The sequence below is a fragment of the Taylorella asinigenitalis MCE3 genome (genome assembly GCF_000226625.1).
Taxonomy (GTDB): domain Bacteria; phylum Pseudomonadota; class Gammaproteobacteria; order Burkholderiales; family Burkholderiaceae_B; genus Taylorella; species Taylorella asinigenitalis.
The window spans coordinates 160,458-178,621 of the sequence record NC_016043.1 but is presented as its reverse complement, the minus strand read 5'-3'; the positions used below and the strand labels follow the sequence as shown (position 1 = coordinate 178,621).

The following is an 18,164-nucleotide window of genomic DNA, read 5'->3' as shown; positions in this document are numbered from 1 at the left end:
CTTACCCTAAATTACATTCATAACTAAGCCATTAGTTTAAGTCTTAGAAAGTTCATAGAGTTGTTTGTATTAAAATAATCTAAACAAAATTTCTTAATTAAATTTCATGCGTCTAACATCAATAAATTCAGTGCGCAAAGCACTGGATAACAAAGAAATTAGTGCTTCTGAACTTGCTAAGCTAAGTTTAGAGAAAGCCGAAAAACTCTCAAAATTAAATGCATTTTTACATATCGATCCAGAGTTAACTTTAGCTCAAGCGAAGATTGCAGATCAGATGATTGCAGAGGGTCGTCAAACCGCATTAACAGGCATACCTATTGCACATAAGGACATATTCGTAACAAAGGGCTGGAGAACTACAGCTGCAAGCAAAATGCTTGAATCTTATGTATCTCCTTTTGATGCCACTGTAGTTGAGCATTTAAATGCAGTCGGCTCCGTTAATATCGGTAAACTAAATTGCGATGAATTTGCTATGGGCTCTGGAAATGAAAATTCCGCTTTTGGTCCATGCTTAAACCCTTGGGATTTAGAAGCTGTACCAGGAGGTTCTTCAGGTGGCTCGGCTGCCGCTGTAGCTGCAGGCATTGTTTGTGCTACTACAGGTACTGACACAGGGGGATCTGTTAGACAACCATCTGCCCTTTGTGGTGTATCTGGTATAAAGCCTACTTATGGCACAGTGTCACGTTATGGCATGATAGCTTTTGCTTCAAGCTTAGATCAGGCGGGTCCTATCGCACATTCATGTGAAGACCTAGTAGAAATGCTTGATATTATGTCTGGGTTTGATCCAAAAGATTCAACATCGCTTCAAGTTTGTGGATCTTCTGAAAACAAGCAAGGACGCGTAAAAGCAGAATTTAAAACCGCATTAGAAAAGTTCGAAAACAAAGGTTCTAAACCGCTTGAAGGTTTACGAATCGGTGTTCCTAAAGAGTACTTCGCAGAAGGACTATCTGATGAAGTAAGAGCTGCTACTGAGGCGGCTATCGAGAAGATGGTTGAATTGGGAGCAAGGCGAGTCGAGGTGTCATTGCCACGGACAAAATTTGCTATCCCTGCTTATTATGTAATTGCACCAGCAGAGGCTTCAAGCAATCTATCACGATACGATGGTGTGCGATATGGGCATAGAAGTTCGGATTATCAGGGTATAGAGCAGATGGTATCGCGTTCACGCTCTGAAGGATTTGGTCCTGAAGTGCAACGTCGCATTATGGTGGGCACATATGTGTTATCACACGGATACTATGATGCATATTATTTGCAAGCTCAGAAAGTGCGCAGATTGTTGGCTCAGGATTTTGACCATGCTTTAAAAGAAGAATGCGATTTTATTGTAGGTCCTGTTACTCCAACCGTCGCTAAAAACATAGGCGAAAATTCGGACGATGTGACGGCTGATTGGCTTGCGGATATTTATACACTTGGCGTTAGTTTGGCTGGTTTGCCTGGAATGTCCATTCCATGCGGATTTGGCGGTGTTTCGGGTAGGCGTCCTATTGGTTTACAGATTGTCGGTAAGCATTTTGATGAGGGTGCATTACTTGCACTTGGTCATATTTATCAACAACATACTGATTGGCATTTACGTGAGTTGGAGATTGCATAATGGAATGGGAAATTGTTATCGGTCTTGAGACACACGCACAGCTATCGACTAAATCAAAAATATTCTCTGGTAGTAGTACAGCATTTGGAGCTGAGCCAAATACTCAAGCGAATGCAGTGGATATGGCGTTGCCGGGGACATTGCCAGTAATGAATTATGGGGCGGTAGAGCGTGCAATAGCGTTTGGTATTGCGGTTGAAGCGAAAATTGCACCTATTTCGATTTTTGCACGCAAGCATTATTTTTATCCTGACCTACCTAAAAATTATCAGACTTCGCAATATGAAGACCCAACTGTTGTGGGCGGAAAGGTTAAGTTCTATGTAGGTGAAACGGAGCACACTGTAAATTTGACTCGTGCTCATTTGGAGGAAGATGCGGGCAAATCATTGCATGAGGATTTTGAAGGTCCATTAGGCGAAAAATCATCAGGCATCGACTTAAATCGCACTGGTACTCCCTTGCTTGAGATTGTGACTGAGCCTGAAATTCGTTCTGCGGCTGAGGCGGTTGCATATGCACGTGCATTACATAGTCTTGTTGTATGGTTGGGTGTATGCGATGGAAATATGCAGGAAGGTTCTTTCCGATGCGACGTTAATATCTCCGTAAGACCTAAGGGTTCAAATGAGTTTGGTACGCGCACTGAAATTAAAAACTTAAACTCATTTAAGTTTATGGAAAAGGCGATTCATTACGAGGCTCGCAGACAAATTGAGCTTATCGAAGACGGCGGCAAAGTAACGCAAGAAACTCGTCTTTACGATGATATAAATGATGAAACTAGAAGCATGCGTTCAAAAGAAGATGCACATGACTACAGATATTTCCCTTGTCCCGACCTTCCGCCTCTTCATATCGATGATGCGTGGATTGAAAAAGTTCGCAGTGAAATGCCTGAACTTCCACAAACTCGCAAAGCTAGATATAGCAAAGATTTCGGGCTTTCTGAGTATCATGCAGCTCAACTTACCCAATCTCGTGAGATGGCAGACTATTTCGAGAGACTCCTATCACTTGCTGGAAGCCAAAATGCTCAGCTTGTCGCTAACTGGATTATGGGCGATATCTCGGCAAATCTAAACCGCGAAGAATTAGGTTTCAATCAATGCCCTATTACTGCGGAACATATGGCCACATTGATTAAGCGCATTGAAGATAAAACCATATCAAGCAAAATCGCTAAAGACGTTTTTCAATCCATGTGGAGCGGCGAAAATGGCGGCGATCCAGATGCAATTATTGAAGCTAAAGGGCTTAAACAAATCAATGATAGTGGTGCGATTTCTGCGATGATTGATCAAGTCTTAGCGGAGAATGCGGATATTGTTGCCGAATTTAAAGCAGGCAAACAAAAAGCATTTAATTCCTTAGTGGGCAAAGTAATGAAAGTGGCTAAAGGGAAGGCAAATCCTGCTCAAGTTAACGAAGTATTGGCTGAAAAACTAAAATGATTACAGGGCATAGAATTTGGAAATTCACTAAGATGCATGGCGTGGGAAATGATTTTGTTATCCTCGATGCCGTTAGTGATTTTCTTGAAATTACGCCTGAAATTATCCGTGCCATTGCCCACAGACAGTTTGGTGTAGGTGCGGACCAAGTTCTTATTGTTGAAAATCCAAGCCATCCAGAAGCCGATTTCAAATATCGAATATTTAATTCGGACGGATCTGAAGTTGAAAATTGTGGCAATGGTGCTCGTTGCTTTGTTCAGTTTGTTCATGAAAAGCATCTCTCTGGACGCAATCCGATTAAAGCTGAAATCGCAACAGGCGTTATTAGCTTATATAGAAACGATGATTCATCCGTCACCGTTGATATGGGCCCTGCTTCATTTGATGCGGAAAATGTGGGATTTGATACGCAAGGATTAAGCTTGCGAAAAGAAAATGAAGCGGATGTGTGGGCATTGCCACTAAATAATGGAAGCACCATAGAAATAACGGTCGTAAGCATGGCCAATCCACACGCTGTTCAAATCGTTACTGATGTTCAGACGGCACCTGTACTATCTCAGGGACCTCTAATTGAATCGCACCCCTACTTTGCAAACCGCATAAACGCAGGGTTTATGCAGATTTTATCGGTTCATGAAATTAATCTTAGGGTCTATGAGCGCGGTGCGGGAGAGACATTAGCTTGCGGGACGGGGGCTTGTGCGGCCGTTGTCTCGGGTATTCGACGTGGCTTATTAGAGAGCCCTGTTAGTGTTAATATGCGTGGCGGCACTATTGAAATTAGCTATTATGGCTCGAACGTGTGTATGAGAGGGCCTGCGACTACGGTGTTTGAAGGCCAAATCGATATCGATAAATTACTGTCGGACATTCCGAAAGAGGGATTAACAAATGAATGATCAAAAGGCTCAAGAGATTGCAAATTTTTTGTCGGAAAACCCCGATTTTTTTATGCAATATGAGGAATTATTTATTTCGATGAAAGTGCCTGATCCGAATGGAAGTGGGACCATCTCATTACTTGAAAAGCAAATAAACACTTTACGTGCTCGTAATTCTATTCTAGAAGAAGGCCTTGAAGTTCTAGCTACAGTTGCAGACGATAATAAGCAAATAAACGATAGTATTTTGCAATGGTGTGTGCAATTAGTGGCCGAAAAGAATCCACATCAATTGCCACTTGTAATTCATACTGGTTTGCAAAAAGTTTTTCCTGAGCTTAATGTGGAACTTAAGTTGTGGAATTTGATAAACGAAAATCATCCATACAATTATAAAAACGAGGAAGTTGAAAAATGGGCTCAAGGGCTTGAGAAGCCATACTTAGGTTCAATGGTACTTGAAGATATCAAGCAGTGGTGGACAGCTGAATCTGGAAGTTTCGCACTTATTCCACTTACCTATAAAGAAAGAGTTGTTGGAATCTTAGGGTTTTCTCATCGTTCTGTTTCTCATTTTAGTGATGAAATGGGGACCACATTTTTGCAGATGATTCACGATTTGGTGGTGGCGGCATTGTCACGGTTAGATCAGGGTGATAACGAAGAAGATTTTCCTGAATTAACTCCAGTTTAGCTTATGTCAGATTACGTAAATGAGTGGCTTGAGAGTCTGAGAATTGATAAAAATTCCTCGGTTCATACGGTGGCCGCTTATAGGCGTGATCTTAATCATCTCGCAGAACTCTATCCCGAGAGGGAGCTGGGCGAATTAACGAATATGGAGATTCGCCAAGGCATTGCCACCTTACATTCGAGAGATTTTAATCCTCGCTCCTTGATGCGTATTTTATCTTCGTGGCGCAATTTTTATAAATGGTATTCGCTGAAATATGGGTTGGATATGAATCCGACTTTGGGTGTGAAGACGCCGAAAGTGGCACGACCGCTTCCGAAGGCATTGACAGCGGATGAGGCGAAGATGCTGCTCGATGTGGGTATTCAGACGGACGATAATTCTGCTGTGCACGCCCGCGATCAGGCGATGTTCGAGCTACTGTATTCAAGTGGTCTGCGTCTGTCTGAGCTTGTGAATTTGGATATTGAATTTCACAAAAGCAGTAGCTATGAATCGCAAGGATGGCTTGATCTTGATGCACATGAGATATCTGTTATCGGTAAGGGCCGCAAACCGCGTATTGTGCCGCTTGGGGCGAAGGCAGAGGAGGCGATTCGTGATTGGCTTTCGAGGCGTGTTGAATTGGAAAGCCCTAAGACGAGTGCAAGCGATAAATATGCTTTGTTTTTAGGCACTAAGGGCAAGCGCATCTCGCCTCGTGTAGTGCAACTGCAGCTTAAAATACTTGCTGCGAAAACAAATATCCCATCAAATATTCATCCTCATGTTTTAAGACACAGTTTCGCTAGTCATCTATTACAGTCTTCTCAAGATTTGCGTGCAGTGCAGGATTTGCTAGGTCACTCTAAAATATCTACTACGCAACTATATACGAGATTGGACTTTCAACATCTCTCCGAAGTCTACGATAAGGCACATCCACGTGCGAAGAAAAAGCCTCGAAAATAATCGATGCACAAAAATAGGGCTATTGGAAAGGCTTGTTTTATGTGGTTAAACAGGGGAAGCTTGAATCTTACTAGTGCGGCGTAGTATCCCTTTTTGAGCACCAAAAAGTAATGCCACTACATAGCAAACACCGCCTAAAATGGCGATTATAGCGGAAGGAGGAAAATTATAATTGTAGGCAATTACAAGACCAAAATACAAAATGCAAAGCGATATTATTGCGGATAGAACGATTTGTCGCTCTAAACTTCTTGTAACAAATGTAGAAGTAATCGCAGGCAGTAGCATCACACTAACTACTAATAAAGTTCCTAGTACCTTGTACCCAGCAACTAAGTTAAAAGCTAGCATCACTAAAAACAAAAGATGTGTAATTCGCCCAAGACCGCCGTCCATTCTCATGAATAAAGGGTCGAGACATTCCATAACAATTGGACGGTAAAACAAAGCAAGCAAAATCATGGTTACACTGCTAACAATCAGTATGACCCATATATCGATATCCGAAATATTGTAAATAGTTCCAAAAAGAATATGGGAGAGCTCGTGTCCGTCATTGCCAACTAAAATCATACCTAAAGAGAGGGACAAAATATAGGTAGTCGCAAAGCTCGCATCCTCTTTCAGATGCGTATTTTGCATAATAATACCTGCTCCGATAGCCACTACCAGCCCCGTTATTACGCCACCCGCAAGCACAACAAGCGATGCGGACCCTGCGATCATCATCCCAATTGCTACTCCTGGAAGCAAAGCGTGAGACATCGCATCAGCCACCAAGCTCATGCGACGGATAACCAAAAATACACCAAGCACACTTGCGGAGATGCACAGAAATAGGCCCGCTACAAGGGCATATGACATGGTAAGGTCGACAACAAAGGGCTCTATAAAAAATTCGTACATTAGAACCCCTTCAAAGCAAGATCTCGAGCTTTTGACAAATTCTCTGGATTTAATGCAGTTGCCGTATCACCCCAATAAACAACGCATCCCGACAAAAGCAAAGTCTGCGGAAAATATGTGCGAATTTGATTTTGATCGTGGGAGACGGCGATTACAGTTTTTCCGTCCGCAATAAAATCGAGGATAACTTGCATCAAAAGTGGCAATGCATCGTTATCTATCGCAGAAAACGGCTCATCAAGTAGTACAACTTTGGGATCTCTTAGAATTAGTCTGGCAATGAGTAAGCGTTGCATTTGCCCACCCGATAGTTCAGAAATGAGGCAATTTGACCTACTGTGCAAACCGACTCGCTCGAGAGAGTGCTCTATTAGTCTGAGTTCTTCCTCTCTAAAGCGACTGAAGAGCCCAACTCTATAACCAGCTCCCAGTGCCACAAAGTCGGCCACAGTTATCGCGAAGCCCCTATCGATGTGACTAATCTGTGGCACAAAACTCACATCACGATGGAGAGAAGGGGCGTAGTCAACGCATCCTTGGTCAGGCTTTATGAGCCCAGCCAAAGTTTTCATGAGCATGGTCTTTCCTGCGCCGTTAGGCCCATATACTGCAGTGAGAGACCCTGCTTGAAATTCTCCCGTCACATCGTTAAGGATTGGAGAGTGTGTATGATGAGGATGATACAGAGTTACGTTTGATAACCTAATCGCGTCCATAACTACCACTCAAGTAGATTAAAAGCTACAAACCACATAATCGCTAATAATACCAGAACCATGACCAATCTGCTTAGAGCGGAAGAAGTAAGCAAACTACGTTTTACCTTACCGTGATCATGATTATGGTTCGTATCGCGCTTTTCTATGGTATCCACCTAATAACGACTTACGGGTTTCAATAATATGTAAAGAATTGAATATAAAATATCTCAACACTTAATGATACATAGTATCGTTATATTATTTCACAATGTTATAACATATCAAATTAAGCAAGTCTATGGCAGCCCCTAAAATTCTCACTGCAAATATCCAGGACCGTATTAAGCAAGCAACAGAAATTTGCAATCAAAGAGGACTTCGCCTCACACCCATTCGCTCACAGGTTTTAATACTACTTCTTCAGGCTGCCCGTAGTCTTAAAGCGTATGAGTTACTCGATATGATGAAAGCTCATCATAAAAGCTCTCAGCCAGCAACTGTTTATAGAGCCCTTGAATTTCTTGTTCAAGAAGGATTTGTACACAGAGTAGACACTATCAACGGTTGGGTTGCATGTAATAATTTTGATCACGAAGACGAAGAAAGCCAAGATGATATAAGCGTTATTGCCGTATGCTCTAGATGTAATAAAGTTCAAGAACTTGACCCAACCGATATCTCACCCTTTATCACATCCCTTTTAGAATCTGCAGGATTTGAAAACCGCTCTCCCAAAACAGAAATTCGTTCTATTTGTAGTGAGTGTCGCCAAAAACATATTTTCTTTTAAAATGTAAGATTATTTAATAAAAGAAATTATCCATATATGCAACAGAAAAATATGATCCCAGTTACTGTACTGACTGGATTTTTAGGTGCAGGTAAAACTACCCTTCTTAAAAGAATACTTACAGAGTCTCACGGCCAACGCATTGCAGTAATCGAAAATGAATTCGGTGAAGAAAATATCGATAATGAGATTTTGATTCAATCCACTGGCGAAGAAATAATCGAATTAAATAATGGATGTATTTGTTGTTCTGTTCGCGTGGACTTAGAGAATACACTTTTAGATTTAAAAGCTAGATTAGACTCAGGTGAAAGTAATTTCGAGAGAGTTATTATAGAAACCACGGGTGTTGCAAATCCAGGCCCTATTTGCCAAACCTTCTTTCTTAACGATGAAGTAGCCGCATTCTATAGGCTAGATGCAGTTATTACCATTGTAGATGCAAAACATGGCATGGACACATTAACAAATGAGATTGAAGCTCAAACTCAAGTGGGATTTGCTGATAGGATATTAATTTCTAAAGTTGATTTAGTAAGCAAAGAAGAATACGAGGACCTACGTCATAGACTAGTTCATATGAATCCACGTGCAGAAATTATGCCTGTGAACTTCGGTGAGGTTGACCTTAAGAAAATTCTAAGTGTGTCTGGATTTAATTTGAATGAAATTTTGGAGATAGACCCAGAATTTTTAAAATGCGAAGACGATGAACATGAACACGACCATGAGTGCGGGGAACATTGCCACCATGACCATGAACATGACCACGATCATCACCATCACCATGACCACCACCACTCACATCACAACGATGCGATAAAGGCATTTGTATATACTTCAGATAAGCCATTTGACCCTGTTCGCTTGGATGAATTCTTAAGTGGGCTTGTGCAAGTTTATGGGCCTGATATGTATCGTTACAAGGGTATCATTTATATCAAAGGGGCACCTGTAAAATTCCTACTTCAAGGTGTGCATATGGTCTTGGGTACAAATCCTGGACAACCGTGGGGCTCTTCTAAGAAACAAAGCAAAATCGTATTTATCGGAAAAAATCTGCCGCACGATGTGTTCACTGAGGGACTAAATCAATGTCTGGCGTAGGCTAGGTTTTTCCCTTAATTTAAGGGAATGTACTAAGGGCTTCATTTTAAAAATAGCTTATCGTAGATTTATAAATTTACTTCTGAGGATTTTTATATGAAGCCATTTTTTATGAAAGCATTGTCAGTAGTGGCACTTGGATGTGCACTAGTGAGCCCGTCATTTGCAGATGAGCCTATCGTAATCAAATTTTCACACGTTGTTGCATCTGATACACCTAAAGGCAAAGGGGCCGATTTATTTAAAAAATTGGCTGAAGAAAAATTTCCTGGAAGAGTTAAAGTAGAGACTTATCCGAACTCATCTCTATACGGTGACGGTAAAGAGATGGAAGCTCTTTTAACAGGGAATGTTCAGATGCTAGCTCCATCATTAGCGAAATTCTCTAAATATCAAAAGAAAATTCAAATTTTCGATTTGCCTTTCCTTTTTGAAGATATAGCTGCTGTAGAGAAATTCCAAATCAGTGATAAAGGTAAAGAATTACTCAATTCAATGCGCGATAAAGGAATTATAGGTTTAGCTTATTGGAACAATGATGTTAAACATATGTCAGCTAATAAACCATTACGTAAACCTTCAGATGCTCGTGGATTAAAATTCCGAGTTCAAGCTTCGGACGTTCTTGATGCCCAATTTAAACGACTAACTGCTATTCCACGCAAAATGGCATTCGCTGAGGTTTATCAAGGTCTTCAGTCAGGTGTTGTAGACGGTACTGAGAACCCATACTCAAATGTGTACTCTCAAAAGATGCATGAAGTTCAAAAATATATAACTGAAACCGGACATGCACCATTAGGTTATATGGTAATCACAAGCGATAAATTCTGGAGTGGATTACCTGATGATATCCGTAAAGGTTTAGAGGAAATTTTGGCTGATGTTACAGTGAAAGTTAATCAAGAAGCTCAAGCATTAAATCAAAGAGAAAAAGATCGCATTATTAAAGCTGGAACAACTGAAATCCTTACACTCACTGACGCTGAAAAAGATGAGTGGCGTAAGGCTATGGTTCCTGTTTGGAAAAAATTTGAGGGCGAAATCGGTACCGATTTAATCGAGGCTGCCCAAAAATCAAATAACTAATAGGGTACTGAATACTCCTCCCCCGAGCCCTGAAGCTGCGATAAGCGACGGGGCTCTTTTTTCATTGCAGTAGGTGGTAATTATGTCTAATAAAGTGCTAAGCAGATTAGAAGAATTTTTCTTAATCTTCGGGCTGTCGGCTATGACTTTAGTAACGTTCATATATGTTTTGCTAAATAAACTTTACGAGCCCTTTTTATGGCTAGGTTCAAAAATTTCATTTTTTGAAGATGTAGGAATTTTTATTTTGGAAGCAGCCTCTTCAATGACTTACACACTGGCTTTGACGAAATTATTGTGTGCCGTGTTAGTGTTTTTAGGTGCCTCATATGGAGTAAGAACGGCTGGACATATAGGAATCGATATTCTGACGAAAAGATTTCCACTGAATGTACAGAGAAGCATTGCCACCGTAGCTGTAGTTCTATGTATTGTTTACTGTGGCATTGTTGTGTATGCGGCTTGGGAATGGGTGAATGCTTTGTATACGGCCGATGTGGAAGCGGAAGATCTTGAGATGTTTGGCATTAAGCTTTGGCATATTGGTTTGATTTTGCTGCTTGGCTATGCATTGCTTATTTATCGCTTTGTCGAAATATTAATTCGCATTTTGCAGGGCAAACAACACAGTATCGGTTTGGCCGATGAAACGGAAGATGCATTGAAACTGCAAGCTGAAGGAGAAATTTAAAATGTCGATATTAGTTTTATTTGGCACTCTTTTCTTCTTTATGTTGATGGGAGTTCCCGTTGCGTTTTCATTAGGCCTATCTAGCAGCATTATCATTTTATTCTTTAGTGCGGATTCGATTTCCTCGATTGCCGTAAAAATTTTCGAAACCTCAGAGCACTACACTTTGCTTGCGATTCCGTTTTTCTTGCTCGCAGGGGCATTTATGACCACAGGCGGTGTGGCTAAGCGATTAATCGATTTCGCAAATGCTACGGTAGGCCATATTCGCGGCGGTTTGGCGATTGCGTCGGTGTTGTCGTGCATGTTGTTTGCGGCATTGTCAGGGTCAAGTCCTGCGACGGTGGCGGCTGTTGGCTCGATTACGATTGCGGGCATGGTCCGCTCTGGGTATCCCCTAGAGTTTGGCACAGGTATCGTTACAAATGCAGGGACTTTGGGCATTCTGATTCCGCCTTCTATTACGATGGTCGTGTATGCGGCTGTGACTGAGCAATCTGTGGGACGCTTGTTTATGGCGGGCGTGATACCAGGGCTGTTGCTTGGTACTGTGCTTATGGTTGCGATTTATATCGTGGCACGTCGCAAAAATCTTCCTGCACAACCTCGTGCTACTTTCCGTGAATGGATTGTCTCAGCACGCAAAGCATTGTGGGGATTGATTCTTGTATTTATTATTTTAGGTGGGATTTATTCGGGTGCATTTACAGCAACTGAAGCGGCGGCTGTTGCGGCGGCATATTCGTTTTTTGTGGCTGTGTTTGTATACAAAGATATTAAGCTAAAAGAGTGTCCACGTGTAGTTCTCGAGGCTGCAAAACTAAGCGTAATGCTTATGTTTATCATTGCAAATGCGATGTTATTTGCACATGTATTGACTACGGAAAATATTCCTCAAGATATCACACGCATCGTTGCAGATATGAATCTTGAAGCATGGCAGTTCTTGATTGTTGTTAACTTGATTCTGCTTGTTGCAGGTGCGTTTATGGAACCTTCGGCGATTATTTTGATTATGGTGCCGATTCTCTTCCCTATTGCCACCCAACTAGGAATCGATCCAATTCACTTTGGTGTAATGATGGTCGTAAATATGGAGATTGGCTTAATTACGCCTCCGGTTGGGTTGAATCTTTTTGTATCATCTGCGATTACAAAGCTGCCAGTCGAAAAAGTGATTCGTGCGACGCTTCCATGGCTGATGATTATGCTTTTGTTCTTGATTTTGATTACATACGTTCCAGAGATTTCGATTTGGCTTCCGAATGTGATTGGCCAGAATTAGAATGTACTTATTGGGGCTCGGCGGAAACGTCGAGCTTTTTTATGAACTGGGCCTAAAATTAATAATACGATAAGCCCATAAAATCCACTCACACATAAAAACAATACATCTCCTAAAGGTGGCAATGTTCCCGCCCTCTTTCTCCAGCACAAGACATATGCCCCTATCGAGGCGAGTATTCCAAGAGCTATGACCCACCAATTCGCCTGAGTTCCTCTTATATAAATATTATTTTGTGAGCGTTCGTGTAGAGAAAATTTCACATAATAGGGAAAGAAAAAACCTATCCCATTATTTATCAAGCTTTTCCGAGCATCAAATACTCCGTTTAACTTCCAATGATGCATTAGACTTGGTGTGATATTTCTATCTGTTAAAACAAAATCACGACGTGAACTATCTGGCAATGCTCTCGAAAATTCCCAATTTAGATAATCGCCATCCATTGCCACGTTTTCTGAAAAGGGATCATATTTACTAAACGGTATACGAACCAAAGAATAATCATCCCAACGCAACAAATAAATATCACTAGCAGTTGTAACCACCCCATGATATTCCTTGCGAAGCTGCTCTAGCACATCGATACTTATTGTGGACTTGGGCAATACGGCATTTGTTCGCATGAGTTGGATTTCTCCATCCAAAAGCTTTAAATGAAACACGCGATAATCGCTATCTACAAGAAGCACCCCATTATCTATAGCTTTTCTTGTACTAGGACTATCAGCAACAAACCTATGTGGAAATTTAAATCCACGTGCATGCATTAAATCGCTTAAATACTTGCTTTTTGAGGAGTTAATTTTGTTAGTTTCTAAATCAATAAATTCCACGCCATTTGCTGTCATGCGAAATAAGTCATCTGGAGATGCAAAACCCTTTATCCCAGGTTTAGATTCCATAAGAGTATAGAGACCCGTATCAGGTTTATCCAATCGATTCGCTGAGAGCCGCTCTTTATCTATATATTTGACAGCTGTTTCTGCATCAAATTTCCAAGACCCCACACGCTCAGGCAATTGCTTATTACGCATTAATGAATGTAAATTTTTAAATGGCAATGCTCTCTGCGACTCCTCCTTCGTTAAATGCTTTCCATCGGAGTCTTCGTAAGACCATTCTCCATTAGTATATTTGCTAAAAATTAATTTATTGCGATCCGCACTATAGGCGATTATCGTAGTTTTAAAACCTAATGGGAAAATTTGCTTTATATATGTTGGCAATACTGACGCCATCGCCAAAACTGAAATTGCATATAAACAAATACGCGAAAAAAGTATCATGCGTTTCCCCTTTTTATACGGTCGAGCACAGAAAACATTGCCACCAGAAAAGCGAACGCAATTAATGCAAAGTATGGCAATGCATTTGTATAACTTCCATATGTTTCAGATATAAATAGGGCATAAATAAAAACGCCACCGACAAGCAAATACAAAGCTCGACGCAAGGAATGCGTTTCTATTAAGAACATTGCCGTTACGACATAAGCGATAAAGCCAGCAATGCACCATGGCAATATAGTTAGCAAGATTAAGCGAGCAACTTCAATCGGAAGGAAGAGGCTTGTGACAAAGTGCATACCAAATGAAAGAATGCAAGCTATAACAAGAAGCACAGTTACCCCCACAAATAGAGTCAATAATAATGACTTATAAGGGTTAACAGGTATATGAAAAAACAATCTAATTTTTTTATTTAAAGTTTCAGGTAGCCACTGTGCGGCCGCTATCAAAATGCCAGATATAAATGGTATATACGATATATGCTTAAATGGAATTTCTTCTTTAAACACAATCATTCGCCAAATAGCGATACTTCCATGACCTGTTTTTAAACCAAGCATCTCGCTATAGGCGAAAAATAAAACAATAAGTGCGGCTATAAAAGGCAACCATACAAAATAGCGTAATTTAAGCCATTCTTTATAAGCTAAACCGAGAAGTGGATGAGTTGTTTTCATTTATATAATCGTAAGGCTAATATTTTCCAGTTAAACATAAAAATGCATCTTCAAAATTAAGTGGAATTTCAAGCCATTTTCTTGTATTTATATTTTGTTTATGAAGCATGTTTTTTACTTCTTCTGCATCATTAAATGAGCTAACCAATGTGTGCTTATGCAATCGCTCCACACTTACAAGAATATTTGTGGGGTCCTTAATTTCAGAGGAATTATCGTCATTTTCAAAACTCCATTGCTTTAGATTTTCAAAAAAATGCCCACGAGATGCGGAATAAAGAAGCTTGCCGTCTTGTATGATTAGCATATGGTCAATTAGTCTTTCAAGATCTTGAACTATATGAGATGTAAGCAAAACGGTTGTACCATTTTCTTGAACATATTCTTTAAGATAATCTAGCAAAAGCCTGCGATAGCCAACGTCCAGGCCCATTGAATAATCATCAAGAATCATAAGATCAGGAGATTGTGCCATAAGCAAGCCTAAACAGACCTGAGATTTTTGACCGAATGAAAGTCTTGATAATCTGCGATTTGTTGGAACCTTTAGTTTAGAAACTAATTCATAGAAAATTTCAGCACGCCATTTGGAATAAAAATGTCCATAAAACTTCTCTAATTGCTCAATGGACATAAAATCATATTGAATAAAGCCTTCGTGCAAAAGCCCGATACGTTTTCTGGTTTCGGCGTGCAATTTATGACTCGCATCACCAAGAACCTCACATACGCCACTACAGGGCTCAAGATAGCCCATAAGAATATTGATGGTTGTAGTTTTTCCTGCTCCGTTTTTACCGAGCAATCCATATATGCCACCTTTAGGAATCTCGAAGCTTAAATCTTTAATAACTTCGTGACTCCCATAACTATGGCAAAGCTGTGAACACCTAATTATTGGACTAGACATAAAAATTTTGCTAGAACACATACTCTAGGCGAGCTTGAACAGATCTGCCTGGTGCATAATAGTTGAAGTACGTTTTTTTGTCCGTTTTCCTATCTTTTATAAAGCCCATACCATTTATATTTTTTCTATTAAATACATTGAATACATCGACTGTGGCCTTAAGATGGGAGTTTCTTTTTTTGAAAATCTCCACCTCTAAAGACATATCTACTGTAAATCTACGTGGCAATTCTTTTTTCTCATATGATTTAACTTGAGTTCCATCGCTTAATTTCTTCCAACCCTTTTCTAATAGGACTGGTGTTTTTCCCTTCCAAGTAAGGGTTGTTGATAAAAGAACATTTTTAGATAATCTACCACGCCAGAAGCCAACAACATTCCATGGAGTATTGAATTGACCTGCATCCAATTCAGACGCATCAATTAAGTTGCCCTCGTAAATCACTCTCGAACGATCACGTTTTAATTTCTCATCATAATCAGTCAGTGTGAATGTTTTGTAATCCGTAAAACTTGATCTTGATCGACTCCATGTAGCACTTAAACTAAAGAAATGATTTGCGAAGTAGTCATTAGTAAGCGATAAGGTATGACTTCTGAAATTGCCGCGACCATCATTTGATGCGGCATAGGTAGTATCTCCATCTTTAGTCTTAATTTGATGTTCAGTTATTCCTTTTTTCGAATCACGATTTATAAAGTTGTAATCTACATGAAAACCTCGTGGTAGATTAAGATCAAATCCAGCACTAAATTCATCTGAATAAGGCGTTTCCATTTCGCTGGCAATATAGTCTGCCCCCTTCATCCAATGACGCTTGAATTCAAATGGTGGCAATGTACCGTCAGGCAATGGATCAAGCCCTTTTCTTTGGTATCGTGTAGAAAATAAACCTTTATATAAGGCATGATACAAATTAGGCCCACCATAGTAACGACCAGCACCAGCTTTTAAAATAACTCGATCTTTTCCTAGTACATTCCACTCTCCGCTAACACGAGGAGCTATATTGAAATTCTCAAACTGATCATCATAGTCAAATCTAACGCCTGGTCTTAATTTAAAGTCAGCAAATGTAATAGTGTCTTCTAGCCATAATGATATGCGTTGAGTTCTTGCAGATCTATCAAAAGCTGGGGATATGTTTTTAGCTATGAAGAATTGATCTGGTATGTCACCATTTGTTCTTGCAAAGTTATATCCAACACCTTCCTGTCCTGGGGCTAAAGCACCATGAAATTTAGATGTAAGGGTCATGATATAGTCGATATAGCCGCCATTTTTCATGTGGCCAAGAAATGTTTCGATTTCAGCACCTAAAGCAAACTTGTGTTTTGTTTTTCCTATTTCTATAGGATTAAATTCAAAATCTGTAGAAGCTAATAATGTTCGTTGTTTTAAAGACATGCTGCCAGATGCTTGTGATCCTTCTGCTGAATATGGATAAGGTGCTCCCCAATTCTTATCGCCTAAAGTTAACCACGGTAAATATAAACTTGATTCTATATCACGTGCTGTTCGCAGTTGACCATATTTGAATTTAGCCGTGCCCTTACCTAAATCAAAATCTTTGGAGAGTTTTAAAGAAAGGTCATAGGTTTCCTGATCTTGAGAAAAGCCTGATTTAATTGCCCGACTACTAAAATAATCTCCATTATATTTGTAGTAAACACCAGTTAACTTAATATCTAGTCCAGATGCTGTTCTTCCGCCTATCGTTGTTAGAAAAGTCTCTGATTTTCGCCTTTGATCTTTCAGTGAGGCGGACTTGGGATCATTTCCAGCGTAATAAAGAATTGGAATCTTAGAATCTTTTCTATCATAGGATATGATTGCACCCCAATTATTATTAAACGGTATATTTAGCATTACGCCTGAAGAATGCTTCGTATAGTCTGGCTGTCTTGTAGCATCATAAGACTTATAAAAATCTTCGCCTTTTAGTTGAGCTTCGTCGTAATGCTTAATATCCCAAGAACTTCTTGAATGCCCGTAGTAAATCTTTCCGCCAAAGTGAGTTGTATCTGGCTTGCGTGTCTCAGCCTTAATAATGCCTCCAGTAAATCCACTATATTTAACAGAAATTCTTGAATCTTCAATCTCTATATTTTCCAGCTGGTCAACGGAGAGGTTATAGCTTTGAGCTGTAGCAGCTGGATCGCTGCCTTTGCGGAAGTCATTAAAATAATCGCTACGCCCCTGCGAATTAACGATATTAGATTGAACTTTTTCTGGTGTTATGTAGTTATTGTTACTTAGGCCATCGATAATATATAAGTTTTCGTAAGGCCGTCCACCCGAAATAGAGATTTGTGGCGGTCTGATTTCGCCTCCCTGCAAGCTTTTAAATGCGTTACTTGCAGTTTGAACTTGCGATTTAAGTCCTAGTGCTTCTTCTATTGATCCCGTTTTGCTTGAATTTTCTACCATCGCAGTGCCAGATTGATTCCTAATACCTACAACAGAAATAGTTGGCAATGCAGCTGTATTTTTCGTTTCTTGTTTTTTAGATTTATCTGTTTCATTTGTGGCCGCTTGTGCTTGAGTTAAAGCCGTAATGATACAAGTAGCGAGAACTGTAAATGAGAAAAGATTTATTTTTTTGTTTATAGAATTTAAAAAAGTAGCACCAGTAGAATGGTGCTGAAATTGGGACTTAAATGACATTATATTAACTTTAAAAGGTTTAAATTTATAAATGATTATGATTATCATTATTATTTGCATTCTAAACCTTATTTACAATTTGTCAATGTTTTGTAACTTTTTATTTGTTTTTTCGTTGTTCAGATTAGAAACTGAACAATGCCATCTTATAAATACTCTGCACAATTTTGTTTGATTTAGTGGTTGAAACAGGATTTTTATGTCTACCCCCTCTTAATATCCATAATAGAAAAATATAGAATTAAAAATAACAGAAATACAAATGTGTTAGAACACAAACAATGCTAAAATGTATACAATTTATGAGACAGATATCTTTATATCAAAAGTAGATAAGTTACTTTCAACTGAAGAAAGACTAAAATTATGTTCTTATCTTTCCTTAAATCCTTATATCGGAGATGTTATACCTGCAAGTGGCGGTTGTAGAAAATTTCGTTGGGA

At 39.7% G+C, this 18,164-nt stretch carries 16 protein-coding genes; 10 read left to right on the top strand and 6 right to left on the bottom strand.

From position 1 onward, the window contains the following. Positions 1 to 106 precede the first annotated feature (106 nt). Genes gatA through TASI_RS00845 form a run of 5 tightly spaced genes read left to right on the top strand, consistent with a single transcriptional unit; the run spans position 107 to position 5,604 of the window. On the top strand, positions 107 to 1,618 hold the full coding sequence (gene gatA, locus TASI_RS00865) for an Asp-tRNA(Asn)/Glu-tRNA(Gln) amidotransferase subunit GatA (protein ID WP_014110865.1): 1,512 nt from the start codon (positions 107 to 109) through the stop codon (positions 1,616 to 1,618). After that, positions 1,618 to 3,072, top strand: a complete 1,455-nt coding sequence (gene gatB, locus TASI_RS00860; protein ID WP_014110864.1) for an Asp-tRNA(Asn)/Glu-tRNA(Gln) amidotransferase subunit GatB — start codon at positions 1,618 to 1,620, stop codon at positions 3,070 to 3,072. Before gatA ends, gatB begins: the two co-directional genes overlap by 1 nt. Then, on the top strand, positions 3,069 to 3,977 hold the full coding sequence (gene dapF, locus TASI_RS00855) for a diaminopimelate epimerase (protein WP_014110863.1): 909 nt from the start codon (positions 3,069 to 3,071) through the stop codon (positions 3,975 to 3,977). Before gatB ends, dapF begins: the two co-directional genes overlap by 4 nt. Next, positions 3,970 to 4,653, top strand: a complete 684-nt coding sequence (locus tag TASI_RS00850; protein ID WP_014110862.1) for a DUF484 family protein — start codon at positions 3,970 to 3,972, stop codon at positions 4,651 to 4,653. The genes dapF and TASI_RS00850 overlap by 8 nt, the downstream gene beginning before the upstream one ends. A 3-nt stretch (positions 4,654 to 4,656) precedes the next feature. Next, a complete protein-coding gene (locus tag TASI_RS00845; RefSeq protein ID WP_044977883.1) occupies positions 4,657 to 5,604 on the top strand; it encodes a tyrosine recombinase XerC in 948 nt (315 codons plus the stop codon). A gap of 45 nt (positions 5,605 to 5,649) precedes the next feature. Here TASI_RS00845 and TASI_RS00840 read toward each other — a convergent pair whose 3' ends face one another. Continuing rightward, on the bottom strand, positions 5,650 to 6,510 hold the full coding sequence (locus TASI_RS00840) for a metal ABC transporter permease (RefSeq protein WP_014110860.1): 861 nt from the start codon (positions 6,508 to 6,510) through the stop codon (positions 5,650 to 5,652). After that, the gene (locus TASI_RS00835) at positions 6,510 to 7,226 is read right to left on the bottom strand and encodes a metal ABC transporter ATP-binding protein (protein ID WP_044977881.1); all 717 of its coding nucleotides are present in this window, start codon (positions 7,224 to 7,226) and stop codon (positions 6,510 to 6,512) included. The genes TASI_RS00840 and TASI_RS00835 overlap by 1 nt, the downstream gene beginning before the upstream one ends. 283 nt (positions 7,227 to 7,509) lie before the next feature. Between TASI_RS00835 and TASI_RS00830 the strand changes: the two genes are divergently transcribed. The 5 genes from TASI_RS00830 (at position 7,510) to TASI_RS00810 (ending at position 12,173) form a co-directional block, all read left to right on the top strand. Further along, positions 7,510 to 8,001 (top strand): transcriptional repressor, encoded by a 492-nt coding sequence (locus tag TASI_RS00830; protein WP_014110857.1) that lies wholly within the window; start codon positions 7,510 to 7,512, stop codon positions 7,999 to 8,001. 36 nt (positions 8,002 to 8,037) lie between these two features. Beyond that, positions 8,038 to 9,108 carry a CobW family GTP-binding protein gene (locus tag TASI_RS00825; protein WP_014110856.1) on the top strand — a complete coding sequence of 357 codons (1,071 nt, stop codon included), beginning with the start codon at positions 8,038 to 8,040 and terminating at the stop codon, positions 9,106 to 9,108. Between the two features lie 96 nt (positions 9,109 to 9,204). Then, the gene (locus TASI_RS00820) at positions 9,205 to 10,197 is read left to right on the top strand and encodes a TRAP transporter substrate-binding protein (protein ID WP_014110855.1); all 993 of its coding nucleotides are present in this window, start codon (positions 9,205 to 9,207) and stop codon (positions 10,195 to 10,197) included. Between the two features lie 82 nt (positions 10,198 to 10,279). Further along, a complete protein-coding gene (locus TASI_RS00815; RefSeq protein ID WP_014110854.1) occupies positions 10,280 to 10,888 on the top strand; it encodes a TRAP transporter small permease in 609 nt (202 codons plus the stop codon). A gap of 1 nt (position 10,889) precedes the next feature. Then, positions 10,890 to 12,173 carry a TRAP transporter large permease gene (locus TASI_RS00810; RefSeq protein WP_014110853.1) on the top strand — a complete coding sequence of 428 codons (1,284 nt, stop codon included), beginning with the start codon at positions 10,890 to 10,892 and terminating at the stop codon, positions 12,171 to 12,173. Here TASI_RS00810 and TASI_RS00805 read toward each other — a convergent pair. The 4 genes from TASI_RS00805 to TASI_RS00790 are packed head-to-tail and all read right to left on the bottom strand — an operon-like array spanning position 12,170 to position 17,720. After that, on the bottom strand, positions 12,170 to 13,462 hold the full coding sequence (locus tag TASI_RS00805) for a DUF4857 domain-containing protein (protein WP_014110852.1): 1,293 nt from the start codon (positions 13,460 to 13,462) through the stop codon (positions 12,170 to 12,172). The genes TASI_RS00810 and TASI_RS00805 overlap by 4 nt on opposite strands. After that, entirely contained in the window at positions 13,459 to 14,142 is a 684-nt protein-coding gene (locus TASI_RS00800) for a hypothetical protein (protein ID WP_014110851.1), read from the bottom strand. Before TASI_RS00800 ends, TASI_RS00805 begins: the two co-directional genes overlap by 4 nt. A 16-nt stretch (positions 14,143 to 14,158) precedes the next feature. Next, positions 14,159 to 15,052 carry an ABC transporter ATP-binding protein gene (locus tag TASI_RS00795; RefSeq protein WP_014110850.1) on the bottom strand — a complete coding sequence of 298 codons (894 nt, stop codon included), beginning with the start codon at positions 15,050 to 15,052 and terminating at the stop codon, positions 14,159 to 14,161. A 10-nt stretch (positions 15,053 to 15,062) separates the two neighbouring features. Next, entirely contained in the window at positions 15,063 to 17,720 is a 2,658-nt protein-coding gene (locus TASI_RS00790) for a TonB-dependent receptor (RefSeq protein ID WP_014110849.1), read from the bottom strand. Positions 17,721 to 18,164 lie beyond the last annotated feature (444 nt).

Bases quoted from the DNA above. Each gene is read 5' to 3' on its own strand.
- gatA (WP_014110865.1), top strand. From the start codon at position 107: ATGCGTCTAACATCAATAAATTCAGTGCGCAAAGCACTGGATAACAAA.
- gatB (WP_014110864.1), top strand. From the start codon at position 1,618: ATGGAATGGGAAATTGTTATCGGTCTTGAGACACACGCACAGCTATCG.
- dapF (WP_014110863.1), top strand. From the start codon at position 3,069: ATGATTACAGGGCATAGAATTTGGAAATTCACTAAGATGCATGGCGTG.
- TASI_RS00850 (WP_014110862.1), top strand. From the start codon at position 3,970: ATGAATGATCAAAAGGCTCAAGAGATTGCAAATTTTTTGTCGGAAAAC.
- TASI_RS00845 (WP_044977883.1), top strand. From the start codon at position 4,657: ATGTCAGATTACGTAAATGAGTGGCTTGAGAGTCTGAGAATTGATAAA.
- TASI_RS00840 (WP_014110860.1), bottom strand. From the start codon at position 6,510: ATGTACGAATTTTTTATAGAGCCCTTTGTTGTCGACCTTACCATGTCA.
- TASI_RS00835 (WP_044977881.1), bottom strand. From the start codon at position 7,226: ATGGACGCGATTAGGTTATCAAACGTAACTCTGTATCATCCTCATCAT.
- TASI_RS00830 (WP_014110857.1), top strand. From the start codon at position 7,510: ATGGCAGCCCCTAAAATTCTCACTGCAAATATCCAGGACCGTATTAAG.
- TASI_RS00825 (WP_014110856.1), top strand. From the start codon at position 8,038: ATGCAACAGAAAAATATGATCCCAGTTACTGTACTGACTGGATTTTTA.
- TASI_RS00820 (WP_014110855.1), top strand. From the start codon at position 9,205: ATGAAGCCATTTTTTATGAAAGCATTGTCAGTAGTGGCACTTGGATGT.
- TASI_RS00815 (WP_014110854.1), top strand. From the start codon at position 10,280: ATGTCTAATAAAGTGCTAAGCAGATTAGAAGAATTTTTCTTAATCTTC.
- TASI_RS00810 (WP_014110853.1), top strand. From the start codon at position 10,890: ATGTCGATATTAGTTTTATTTGGCACTCTTTTCTTCTTTATGTTGATG.
- TASI_RS00805 (WP_014110852.1), bottom strand. From the start codon at position 13,462: ATGATACTTTTTTCGCGTATTTGTTTATATGCAATTTCAGTTTTGGCG.
- TASI_RS00800 (WP_014110851.1), bottom strand. From the start codon at position 14,142: ATGAAAACAACTCATCCACTTCTCGGTTTAGCTTATAAAGAATGGCTT.
- TASI_RS00795 (WP_014110850.1), bottom strand. From the start codon at position 15,052: ATGTCTAGTCCAATAATTAGGTGTTCACAGCTTTGCCATAGTTATGGG.
- TASI_RS00790 (WP_014110849.1), bottom strand. From the start codon at position 17,720: ATGTCATTTAAGTCCCAATTTCAGCACCATTCTACTGGTGCTACTTTT.